This is a genomic window from Mycobacterium szulgai, assembly GCF_002116635.1.
GTDB lineage: Bacteria > Actinomycetota > Actinomycetes > Mycobacteriales > Mycobacteriaceae > Mycobacterium > Mycobacterium szulgai.
Window position 1 is genome coordinate 15,685 of the sequence record NZ_LQPW01000019.1, and the last position, 11,703, is coordinate 27,387.

Here is an 11,703-nt window from a genome sequence, read left to right on the forward strand (position 1 = left end):
TCGACGCCATTAGCGTAAGCCCGCTCGACCGCTGTAACGCGAAGGATGTCGCCACCGAGCGCTACGGGTGTCAGTTGTAGGACTTTCGCTGTCCCAAGTCTCACGGTTGTCGACAACAACCCTCTTCGCCGCCTCTAGCTGAGCGCGAAAGCGCCGTTGAGGGCGGGGCTCGCCGTGTACCAACATGATCGCCTTCGGATTCGCCTCGTCAATTATTTTGAGGAGGCCGTCGAGGTCGGCATGTGCACTTAGGTTGTACCGATCTACCTTTGCCTGAACCGGGATCGTCAGGAGCTGCTGGGTATTCGGGTCGCGAAGGTGGATCTCGCGTGGTGAATCGGGGTCCGCATCGAGAAGAAGCTCCAGTTGCCTACCCGGCGCTTCTTCATCCTGATGTCCGCATAGGAATAGCCCACTCTCAGGCTCTTGAAGGATTGCTCTAGCCCAGGGAACTGCGGCTCCGCCGGTAAGCATGCCGCTCGTCGTAATGACGATGCCATTATGAAAACCCAGTATCTCCCGGAGGCGGTTTTCTACCCTGGCTACATGGCCGGTGAAGATCTCGGGCGCGCCATTGCGCTCGTATATCTCCGAGATATTGCGCGCAAGTCCGTCTATGCGGACGGGGACATCCGGCAACCCCTTACCGAGCAGCAGGGCGATTTCCTGAGCTCGTCCCAGCCCAAAGGCGGGAATCAACACCCTGCCTCCGGCCGCTACGATGTCTTGAGCTGCAATCACTAGGTGGGATGATTCGCTGGACCTGTCTTTATGACGGCTATCGCAGTAAGTCGTCTCAACCACAAGCAAGTCAGCATCTTTCGCCAGCTTGGGTGGAATTTTGGCTGGGCCAACGGATTCCTGCGCACGGTCGTCGATGTCACCAGTGACTACGACACACCTTCCGCCAGAACGGATTACAACTCCCGCGGCGCCGAGCACGTGGCCGGCGGGGAACAGTGTGATTTCGACATCGCGGATCTTGAGTGTCCGACCGTAGGCGAGTTTCTCAAGTCGCTCCTCAGCCTGCATCACTTCTGCGTCGCCATATGGCGGCTCCGCATGGTCGTCGCCGGGTACACGCATCGCATCGGCTTCCGCGCGCATCACCTGAACGGAATCCGCCCATACTGTCGGAAGTAGTGCCGCAGTTTCGGGGGTGCAGATCACCTTCGCTCGTCGTTGTCGTTCAACGACCCACGGCACAAACCCAGCGTGATCTGCGTGGGCGTGCGTGACGATAACTGCATCGAGCTCGCCGCTTGTCACTGCGTCAATTCCCTTTGGGCCAGGGCGGCTCAGGTGAGCGTTCGGACGCAGCCCCGCGTCAACAAGTAGGCGCATGCTGCCCGCTTCAATCAGTACAGCGCTGCCTCCAATGTGGTCGTTGCCGCCAAGCGGAGTCACCCGAATCCCCCGGCGCTCGGCTAGCACGTCGACATCAGCCCGTGCCGGCTCTGCTGTCGTTGTGGAGGTGATACTCCGCACCTCCGCGGTCTCGTCGAGGCCGTAGATTTCTCGAAGCAGGTCAGCAAGGCGGCGTTGGTTATCCAACGCTTTTTTAAGTCGAGTGCGCCCCGGTCCCATTCGCTCAGCATCGCAGCGCTTTTCAAGACCGACGATTTCCCGCTTAACCAGCTGCAGGAGTCGGCGAGCGCGTTCTGTTGAGTCGACCTGTTCGTCTGTCAGCCTCCGTCGGCCGCGCTGCTCAGCTTCCAATTCAGCACTGGTACGGGATAGCTCGGCGCGCAACTGAGCCAGTTCCCCTCGGAGGCTGTGGAATTCCGTATCACGATCATTGGTCGCCCGCTTCAATGCCCGCTTCGTCCGCTCGAGTTCGGCTTGTAGCTGTGATGCGTTCGCGAGGGCACGCCGTTCTTTCCGAGACGGCAATTCGCCACGGACCCTGGCGATCTCGTTCTGAGCCTCACTCAATTCTTTGTGGGCCTGGGCGAGCTGAACCCGCAGTCTCTTTGCGTCCTCCTCTGCAGTGCGGGCAGCCTTCTCAAGACTGCGCCGTATTTTCCTCAAATTTTCTAACTCTTCTGGCGAGGCGGCTGAGCTAGATGTTCGAGTTGATTTATCCTTCTTCGGCAAGCTCGGCTCCGGAGCCGAGCCGGATACATTACTGGCGCTACGCTCCGGAATCTCCCTCGCGCCAAGTAGGAATGGGACCGCAGAGCGAGCCACCACAGCGTCGTTATGTGTAGCCACGGCCTCGAAAAAGCCTTGGGGATCCGGGGTGCGACGCAGCGCTTGTTCAAGCTCGTCCGGAGAGGAACAGTCAAGAACCTCGTCGTCGACGGATGAAGATAGCTTCGCCCTGACAGCCGTTCGAATTTCTGCGTCTCCTACGAGCAACTCCACTAGACGTTCGCGATGAGTATCGATGACGAATGCGACTGGCCAGGCGGGCTGCAGCCACGTGGCGCGGTTACCCGGCTGGTCTGCCCGCGAACGTTTGAGGTCTCTCAGCGCGGCCACCGTTGCTTGCAGCACCCGTCGTTCTGCTAGCTGGCGCCGCGCTCTCGGCATGGACGATTGCCTCCTAAGCGACTGAAGCCGGCTGTGTCCTATAACACAGCGAATGTCAGCCACGGTAACCACGCGTGCAGCGCGGTGTCAATAGTGGTGACGTAATAGACCAAGTTACCAAGCCAGATGTCAGTGTCATTGACATCCCGTCTTCTGTCCGCCACTATTAGAGTTGTGACTGACGACTTCCTAGTCGACTTCGGCGCTATTGTGCGACGCCTTCGCGAGAGAAGAGGAATGACTCAGGCGGAACTTGCTGAGCGGGTGAATCTCGGTCGCACGAGCATGACGAACCTCGAACGTGGTAACCAGAACCCGCCGTTGTCCATATTGCCGCTGCTTGCCCAAGCGCTTGGCGTGTCGATTAGCGGAATGTTCGGAGAAATCGATTTCAGTCGCGGGGATGCTGGCCAAGCAGTCTTAGATCGGCACGTCCGTGATGACGCTCTGCGGTCTTGGGCTAGCAGAGTGATATACCAGGAGCCTGACTCCAGCGAAAGTCCCGAACTCTCGGTGGATCGCGCGATCCAGTGAACGAGATATCGCGCGTCGCGCAAGGGATGCTTGAAGAGGCAGGCGTGACAGAACCTGCGGTGCCCGTCGAGGACCTTGCACGTATGGCCGGTGCGGTTGTTAGCTATCAGCCGTTTGATTCAGTGGACATATCCGGTCTGCTCTACCGCTCCGCCAATGCCGCTCCTGTCATTGGCGTGAACAGCGCCAACGCAAAGGTGAGGCAACGTTTCACAATCGCTCATGAGCTTGGGCACATGCAATTTCACAAAGGGCACAGCCTAATCTTGGAGCGCCAGATGCACGTTAACTTCAGAGATACGACGAGCGCCACAACCACGAGTCAAGAAGAAGCTGAAGCGAACCAGTTCGCGGCTGAACTCTTGATGCCTCGCGATTTCCTCGAACGTGCGCTGAAGTCGCTCCTCGCAGGTAGACCGCTAGCTGACGCGGCAATCGTCTCGAAACTGGCGAATCGATTTGAAGTTTCACGTCAAGCTATGGAATATCGGCTAGCCAGTCTCGGCCTGCTGACGCCCTCCTGAGTCCAGGGCCTCTCGGGGGCGAGCGCGGTGGCGCCCTCTTGCCGAGAATAGGACGCGCTGGCTGTGCTCGAAGAGGAATCGACCCGCTACGGGCGGTCCGTGAGCGCAAGATTAGGGAACAACACTCAGTGAAACTGCCTCAAATCAGTGCGACAGCGCGGGTGCCGTGAGGTGTCAAAACCCGCGTTGAACTGCGCTTTTGAGATCAGACGGACATAACATCGCTGCTATTTCGGTGGTTGATGTGTGCGCGTCTTGGCCGTAACATGTATGCCACGGAGGTAGGAGCTGTGGAAGTGCAAATGGAGGGAGAGGATCATGGCTACTTCACTTGACGCCCTGTTGGCGGATAGGCTCCGTGACCCGGAGTTTGCGCGACACCACGCAGTCGAAACGGCACGGATCGCCGCGATTGACGCCGTGATCAACCAGCTCGACGAGCTACGAGAGGCGTCGGGCTTGACTAAAGCTGGGTTAGCTCGGGCCATAGGGTCGGAACCGAGCGTGGTGCGGCGACTTTTATCAGCCCAAGCTGTCAACCCGACTCTGGCCACTGTTGCAGAGGTCGCCGCCGCTCTTGGTATGAAGGTGACGTTGCAGCCGATGTCTAAAGAGGAGCGCAAGCGCATTACCGAGCCGATGCGCGCCTCTGCATAACCTCCCCGGTCGCCTCGTAGCTAGAGGTGCGACCGGGGGTTGCGGGCAAAATATTCATTTCCAAGATCGCGGATGTCTGAGTAGTCGCTCTCGCTGAATACCGTTCGAATGGGCTTGCTCATGCCTGCAATCACAACAAGCAACGGACGGTCTGCGCCTTCGGCGTTGTAGTCGAGCCGGCAGAAAAGCCGATAATGCATGCGAGGCTTGGACCCGTCCACGCGTACCTCAAACCAGCCTGTCATGCTCCCGTGCATCGCTTCCCAGTGGCCGCCACCTGCGAAACGCATGGGAGGTGCGGCAGCCACTGCCTGAAGAACCGCGTACATAGTCGCCTCGACCTTGGTCGGGCAGCCTGAGATGAATTCGTATCCGGGAGCGGTCTCCCCTGGGTCGTCATCGGGATGCCTCTTGAAGAACACCACGAGGTGCGGGTCGCGAGGTGACGCACTGCGCGGCGCCGCTTTAGCCCTTTTCGCCCCCTTGCTCACACAAGCAGATCGTACGGACGAAGCCGCTATCAACGGATGCAAACGCCCACCAGGATCGCCCCGGGTCGGCGGCACTCCGAAGGTTCTGCGACTTGTCACGGCGTTATCGCCACTCGGCGGCAGGTATCCAAGTGGCTGGGGCATTCCAGTTTCGTACTGACGCTGACCACCTACGCGGACTACGTCAGAGAGGACGACACAGCACCGCCGAAGTTTGACCGCCCGGTTGCTAACCATCGCGACAACGTTGTCGGCCTCGAGCGGCGGAAGCGGGGTTCGGCGTAGCAAAAGGGACTCGGTTGTGTGACCATGACGTCCTGTGACTGACGCCGAGAGCACTGACCCGTCACCAATCCCTCTCTGGACAGATGACGCACTCGACTCGCAGTTAGAGGACCGTCTTGACCGCAAACGATTCGCAGATATGGTGGCAGATCGTATCAATGCTTGTACCCCGGGTCAGAAAAGCACCGTTTTCGGCCTGGTGGGCCCGTGGGGTAGTGGGAAAACTTCGTTAATCAAATTCATACTAGACAATCTGACTGATAACTGGAAGATCGCGAACTTTTCGCCATGGGCTTCCGATAATGCAACTGGCCTGCAATTGGAATTTCTTTCGGCCCTGGCGTCGCTTCTCGAAGGAAACGACGAAAAGGCTCGTAACGCTAAGGATTCCCTCAAAAAGTACGCCGCGGCATTTTCGCCTCTGCTTGGTGCAATCCCGGTAGTCGGATCTGGCGTATCTGGCGCCGCCAAGAGTCTTTTAGATTTGACTAATACACCGTGGCATAAGCAGTTTGAGGACGTATCCAAGACACTGGAATCTCTCGGTTCCCGAGTATTGCTGGTAGCTGACGATATTGACCGACTCGATGCCGACGAACTACTCGCCCTCTTGAAAGTTGTCCGGCTCTTGGGGAGATTCCCCAATGTCCATTATCTAATCGCTTATGATCACGCAACAGTCGAAAAACTCTTAGAGACCCGCGCCCTGGGCAGACGGTCTTCAGTATTCATGGAGAAGATTGTCCAATACCCCTTCGAAGTACCGCCCATTGCCCCCGTAATCCAGCGCCGGTTGTTATCGGAAGCGATTGTCAAATTCATAACACTGCACAACATCCGGTTAAAAGATTCGCAAGCTGAACGCTTTTCGGAGTTTATCGGCGTGCTCGCGCCTGCATTTGTGACGCCCAGAGCTCAAAATCGTTTCGGAGAACAGCTCTTGTCCTTCGGCGGCATGTTGGATTTTGAAGAAATTGATGTAGTCGATTTCGTAGCGCTTAGCTTTCTTCGTGTTTTCTACCATGGCATTTACGATCGTATCCAAGCGTGGAAGAGCGCCCTGCAGTCCGGAAAAGAGTTGGTTGGCTACACTTCGTCAGATATCAGTGACGGAGAATGGATTAGGCGCATTCGGGACGCGGTCGATCTTGACGATGACGTCATCGTCGTCAAGCGCGTATTGGCAGGACTGTTTCCGGGCATCAGATCGGACATGCTGTACGCGAGAGCTCACCCCCGCTCTTTATCCGACGACGACTATTTTCATCGGTATTTCTTATTCGGCATTCCCGAGAACGATATTCAAGACCAACTTATTAAGTCGGCTATTACCAATATCGTTGTAGACAATGCGACAGATCCTGGTGTGCTGCGCTACAGCGAGATTCTCGATGGCGAAAATGATCAATTAGCGGCGCTGGGGTACGAAAAAGGACAAAAGCTTCGAGCTGATGTATGGGTAGGCGCTAGCCTCAGTTTGGTAGTATTTCTATTCGATCGAATAAAGGCGCTTCCGGAGGAGGTGCCTTCATTCGATTCGGGTGAGCGTGTTCTATGGAGATGGGTTGCGACGGAAACACTCGAGTCGCTAATCTCCGGCGAATTGACTGCAGAGAGCATCTTCGCTAGCGGCCTCTCCGAATATCATGTACTAATGCTTGTAGGTCGGATGATGGCCGCAGAGAGCCGCCACTCGGATGACCGGATGGCCCGTGCGTTGGAAGGATTTTCGGGAATTTATCGCGATCGCCTTATGAATGACCTAGATTCTGTACTTGATTCAAATCTGGATTTCAACTCAATCGTATCTGTCATATCGAGGTTGAGTACCGACAAGAACTTCCACGAGCTTGGTGACACTTTGATAAGTAGTGGTGAGCCTGATCAATTGGATCGAGTCGCCCAGGCGATGGTGACTGTGAACCGATGGCGAGGTAGTGACGGAACGTCGGACGAGCTTGTCTTCAACTCTGACACTCTAGAACGCGTCTTCAAGCCTGAAGCGGTCATCGAACTGGCTGGACGCCTGCCCGTTGCGCCGCCAGTTCTGTCGATCGAGAAATTGGACACCTCATCCGAAAACCGGGCCTTCTTGGCGCGCGCAGCCGTGAAGTCCATAGCAGGAACGCCGTCGTAAGTGCTGCGGCAAGCGCGCCCGCACGAAGTAGTCACCGTACCGAGTCCTCGCTAAGCAACGCCGGCTCACGGGCTTCCCCTGTTCCGCGGTGAGCGCCAGGCCTTGAAAGGAAACCAGCGACCGGATGACGCGATGATCCTGTGCGCCTCATCCGGTTTGAAGTGCGTGACCAGGAAGCAGTAGACGAGCCAAAGAAACCAAGCACCGAGCCGAGCGCCCAGACCGGCCATGCTTATGAGGAGAACAACGAGATAGTAATGAGCGACCAACATAGAAACCCTTCACCCCTACTCCCGACTTCCCGGCGGAGTCGCGAGCGTGGCTGGTTCCTTTGTCGTTGCGCTGTCCCAATTTGGGGATAACCATCTTGCCGGGTGGCTATCTCAGAGGCCCTGCCAACGCACCTGGCGTCAGCAGTTTGCGAAGCACCTGTCTCCGCCTCCTCGATGGTAGCGAGAGCCGTCATCGCGGCCGGGCAAGACACACCGCGTCGGTCGTTTGTCGTAATGCTTTCGCTGTTGTCCTGGTTTGCCGCGATGCGCTAGCACCCGCTGCTAGGCCCGAATTGTGATCAAAAGTTCTGGAAAACCAGGGGATAGCAGCCGCTGCCAGCGAAATTTCGGACCCAGCAGAGTTTGCTATAGAGCTAGACCTAGCGGCTCTTAGTCCGTTGGTCGACGGTTCGAGCCCAGCCCGCGCGGTCCAGCGCAGCAGGCCAGCGCGCTTGATAGTCGCAAGCGTGGCCAGAAGGTGTACCTCTCATACCGGCAGGTGTTTACCTCATAGGAGTAACTGATCTACCGCGGCGACACCCTGGGCTTCTATGTTCCGTCGGTGTCTGTCGATCTTGAGACATATGAGCGTCTCGGTGACCTCACGAAGCCATTCAAGCTGACCGCAAGAGATGAACGTCGGCAGGAGGATCGACAGCGTCTGCGTGACTCCATGCGATGTGATGTCGCGCAGCTGACGTTCGAGCAGTATCGCGCGGGGGCCCCGTGCCCTGGGTGCGGTCTTCCATATGTGGACAACGAGCCGTTCGATTTCAAGGGCACGATGAATTTTTCCGATGCTGAAAGAGTGCGCTATGAGGCCGAGCAGTCCCGCTTCAAAGCCGCGCACGCTTCGTGCCGATCCCACCGCCACAGCATCGCCGGTTCGCTGACGATGCACTGCGGCAGGTGCTGTCCTCCGCCGCCGATGTCGCCGTCTCAACTGGATCGCATTCACGCCCTGTTGACGCCGACGCCTCCCCATGAGCTGATGGTCTGGCGGCTGCGCCTCTACTGCGGGCACACGATCGAACGGACTGCTCACCGAAGCCATCTGACCGTACATTCTGCGTTTAGCGGCTCGGTCAGATGTACCGAATGTGATTGCGACCCAGCGACCGTGATCGACGCGCGGGCCGTCGGCCTTGTTGCGGAGCCGACACGCCTCGAATCGGTTTCAGCCGTCCGAAAACCTACACGGGGAGCGCTCGAACGGCGGATCCAGGAACTCGAAGCAGAGGTGGCGCGGCTGCAAGGCAGCTAAGAGCGTCCGACGATTTCCGACGTGGCATTCGATACTCCGCTCAATCATCGCCAGCTCGAAGTTCTGCGTTGGATCAGCGATGGCTGTCCCGATGGGCGGTGGACAGATTTCATTTTCAAGACCACAGCAGCCGCTCTGGTTTCGCGCCGCCTTGTGACGGTATCGAAGCGAGGCGGCGTCTGGAGTGCCGCCCTCCTCCCCGCCGGCGAGCATTATTTGACGAAAGGCCAGTACCCGCAAGGTCACTGGGCCAAGCGGCCTCGCAGGCCCCAGATGGATCTCGATACACCGGCCAAACCGGCCGCAGTCGCTGAGCGGCCGGTCGATCCGCGGCGTCAAAGTCCGTCATCAGTGCAGTCAACTAAGCAACTCCACAGTCCGGCACGGGAACTGCTCGCTGAAGTGATCGCCGCCGGCGGGGAAGTCCAGCGCGAGTCCAAAGAAGGGCGGCGGCCGTACGCATTGTTGGCAGCCGCAATCAACCGCCACAAGCTTGCGCCCGAAGGCAAGCAATTGACCGTCGAGATGGGCCGCCGGTGGGAAATCTCGGTGATCCGCCTGGAGGACGCGCCATATTGGCGGACGACGCCCGCGCCCGAGGTCGTTCAAGCGGTGCGCATCGGCAGATGGCACCCAGCCCTCGCGGGCCTCCACGAGCGGGACTTCATGACGATGTCGATCGCGTCGGAACGCCGAATGCTGCGCATCCTGCAAGCGCTCGCAGTGGAGGCTGACGCTCGAGGACATCGCGTGGAACCCGCCAATCCGCCGCGGCGTTATCACTATCGACATTCTGAAGCCGGCCATGTTGCGATCAAGATTCGCGGCTACCGCCACACGATCGGCGTCTGGCAAAAGTACCGCGAGGTGCCGCCCCCGCGTTGGGGGAAGTCGCCGAAGCGGCCCGATGCCGCGGCGGGGGATTCCCTTGCTGTCGGGCTTATCTGGGAGTCTGGCGGTAGTTCGGGCGTCAGTGAGTCGTGGTCGGATTCGCCTGCCAAGCGAACGCGGGTTGAGAACTTCCTACCGACGATTTTGTGGGAGATTGAGCGGCGGTCCGAACAGGCCGAGCGTCGCCGCGAACAAGAAAGACTGGCTGCGCTTGAGCGCGAAAGACTGCAGGCCGAAGCCGAGCGCCGCGCGCTCGTTTTGCATATTGAGAATGTGCGAGCAGAGGTGCTGCGCGAGCAGCACGCGCGGTGGCGCGAGGGATTCCAGCTCCGCGAGTACATCGCTGCGATGGATCGCGTCATCGAGCGGTTACCAGACGATGTCGACCGGGCTGCCGCATCGGAATGGCGCGGATGGTGCCAAGAATACGTGGACAGCGTGCTCGATCCGCTTGGCCGGCCGCTCGCGATGCCCGAGATTCGGGAATGGACCCGTGACGAAAGAGATTTGTTGACAGCGCGAATACTTGGTCAGCTGCAACGCATCTCCCGGTCCTGACAACCTCCACTGTTGGCGAATCGGTGCAGATGGGCGAAGGAACCGGCTTCCCGCGCGTTACCGCCGCACCGGTGGGCAACAGTGTGGCGGTGCTTGTCGGGGAGGAACGACACTCCATTGTTAATCCGCCAAATCCCGTTGAACCAACCAGAGGGCAGAGGCACGGCGCGTAAGTAAGCAGCGGCAAGGGCCCATTGCGCAAGGCCGATCAAGACCGTCTGGGGAACGACCCGGCCTGGCCAGCTTGTGAACGGATTTGTGAACGAAACGCGACGCAATGGCTGAGATGGTGGGTAACGCGGCGTGCCGCCCGCGACCAAAGCACTTGTGTGAGCTGCAGCTACGAGACTAGCCGCACCAGGGGACACGACGACCGGCTAGCTCATAACCCAGAGGTCGCAGGTTCGAATCCTGTCCCCGCTACCAGTGTGATGTGTCAGGACATCGGAATAGCTCTGAACCTGCATTTTGGGTTCAGGGCTTTTTCTTTGGGCGGCCGCTGGGCAGTCCTCGGGGTTGGTAGTTCCTGGTCGGGTCGATGGTTAGCTCGCGGATCATTTCGCCGGTGGCGGCGTTGATGATCCGGACGTCGAGGTCGTGAACGAGCATCAAAACGTGGGTTCGGGCGTGGGTTCGGCCGACGCCGATGTGGTGCAGGTGGCCGGCCAGGCGCAAGGTGAGGCTGCCGGTGTTATCGACGCGGTCGCGGCGTACGCGGTTGTGGGTGTCGGTGCGTTTGCCGGGCTGGGCTTTGGGTCGGCCGCTGTAGGCGGTGGCTGGGGTGGCCTTGTGCGGCAGGGAGCGGTGCGGGCGGTGATGGTTGTATTCCTCGACGAAGGTATCGAGTTGGGCTTGTAGGTCGGCAAGTGTGGTGGCACGTGGTTGGTGGGTCAGCCAGCGTTTGAGCGTTTGGTGGAAGCGTTCTACTTTCCCGCAGGTGGTCGGATGATTGGGCGTGGAGTTGATTTGGAGCACCCCGAGTCGGTGCAGCTCGACTTCTAGGTGGTTGCGTCCGCCTTTGCCGCCGGCCAGTCGGGTGGTGAAGACCATGCCATTGTCGGTCAATGTTGAGGCCGGAACGCCGTGAGCAGCACAGGTTTTGCTGAATGCGTCCAGGACGATCGGGCCGGTGACGCGGCGGTGCGCGGTGAGGCAGAGCGCGTAGCGGGAGTGGTCGTCGATCCAGCACAGGATCTCCACATGGGTTCGGTCGGCTAGCCACCAGTGGGTGAAGTCGGCTTGCCAGCGTTCGTTGGGCAGATCGGCGGCAAAGCGGATGTAGGAAGCTTTGGGGCGTTTCTTGGGGGCGGGCGTGACCAGACCGGCCGCGCGCAGGTGCCGGATGATCGATGTGTGCAGTGGAACCCGACGGACCATTTGTGCGTAGCCGGCGAACTGCTCCGGGCTGAATCGGATGGTCCGCAGTGGGCAATCAGGGGACAAGTCGTCGAACTCTTCCGCTGAAACATCGGCGGCCGCGCGGCCAGCGCTGCGAGGTGTTGAATTCGTGGTGTTCTCGCAGCGCGTCCGACGCGATTGCCGCGCACTAGCGCGC

Annotated in this window: 9 protein-coding genes and 1 pseudogene; 7 read left to right on the forward strand and 3 right to left on the reverse strand. The window is 59.0% G+C overall.

The annotated features are described in order from the left end of the window. Nucleotides 1–9: 9 nt before the first annotated feature. A complete protein-coding gene (locus AWC27_RS04700) occupies nt 10–2,499 on the reverse strand; it encodes an MBL fold metallo-hydrolase (protein ID WP_169726718.1) in 2,490 nt (829 codons plus the stop codon). A gap of 162 nt (nt 2,500–2,661) precedes the next feature. On the opposite strand from AWC27_RS04700, the gene AWC27_RS33110 reads away from it, so the two are divergent. The 3 genes from AWC27_RS33110 (at nt 2,662) to AWC27_RS04715 (ending at nt 4,250) form a co-directional block, all read left to right on the forward strand. After that, nucleotides 2,662–3,069, forward strand: a complete 408-nt coding sequence (locus AWC27_RS33110; RefSeq protein ID WP_085669428.1) for a helix-turn-helix domain-containing protein — start codon at nt 2,662–2,664, stop codon at nt 3,067–3,069. Further along, on the forward strand, nt 3,066–3,593 hold the full coding sequence (locus AWC27_RS04710) for an ImmA/IrrE family metallo-endopeptidase (RefSeq protein ID WP_085669429.1): 528 nt from the start codon (nt 3,066–3,068) through the stop codon (nt 3,591–3,593). Before AWC27_RS33110 ends, AWC27_RS04710 begins: the two co-directional genes overlap by 4 nt. 318 nt (nt 3,594–3,911) lie before the next feature. Next, nucleotides 3,912–4,250 (forward strand): helix-turn-helix domain-containing protein, encoded by a 339-nt coding sequence (locus tag AWC27_RS04715; protein ID WP_085669430.1) that lies wholly within the window; start codon nt 3,912–3,914, stop codon nt 4,248–4,250. Nucleotides 4,251–4,270: 20 nt separating this feature from the next. On the opposite strand, the gene AWC27_RS04720 is transcribed toward AWC27_RS04715, so the two are convergent. Beyond that, complete coding sequence (locus AWC27_RS04720) at nt 4,271–4,741, reverse strand: hypothetical protein (RefSeq protein ID WP_085669431.1); 471 nt, start codon at nt 4,739–4,741, stop codon at nt 4,271–4,273. Between the two features lie 120 nt (nt 4,742–4,861). On the opposite strand from AWC27_RS04720, the pseudogene AWC27_RS33425 reads away from it, so the two are divergent. From AWC27_RS33425 to AWC27_RS04745, 4 genes and pseudogenes are all read left to right on the forward strand, one after another. Then, nucleotides 4,862–5,026: pseudogene (locus AWC27_RS33425) on the forward strand (tyrosine-type recombinase/integrase); the annotation flags it as partial. Between the two features lie 34 nt (nt 5,027–5,060). Then, nucleotides 5,061–7,163: a KAP family P-loop NTPase fold protein gene (locus tag AWC27_RS04730; RefSeq protein WP_139836774.1), complete on the forward strand. Its 2,103-nt coding sequence runs from the start codon at nt 5,061–5,063 to the stop codon at nt 7,161–7,163. An 834-nt stretch (nt 7,164–7,997) separates the two neighbouring features. Next, nucleotides 7,998–8,699, forward strand: a complete 702-nt coding sequence (locus tag AWC27_RS29915; RefSeq protein ID WP_139836775.1) for a hypothetical protein — start codon at nt 7,998–8,000, stop codon at nt 8,697–8,699. A 21-nt stretch (nt 8,700–8,720) separates the two neighbouring features. Further along, nucleotides 8,721–10,148, forward strand: a complete 1,428-nt coding sequence (locus AWC27_RS04745; RefSeq protein ID WP_085669436.1) for a hypothetical protein — start codon at nt 8,721–8,723, stop codon at nt 10,146–10,148. A 474-nt stretch (nt 10,149–10,622) separates the two neighbouring features. Here the strand turns inward: AWC27_RS04745 and AWC27_RS04750 are convergent, their stop codons facing one another. After that, the gene (locus tag AWC27_RS04750) at nt 10,623–11,591 is read right to left on the reverse strand and encodes an integrase core domain-containing protein (RefSeq protein WP_169726720.1); all 969 of its coding nucleotides are present in this window, start codon (nt 11,589–11,591) and stop codon (nt 10,623–10,625) included. Nucleotides 11,592–11,703: the final 112 nt, after the last annotated feature.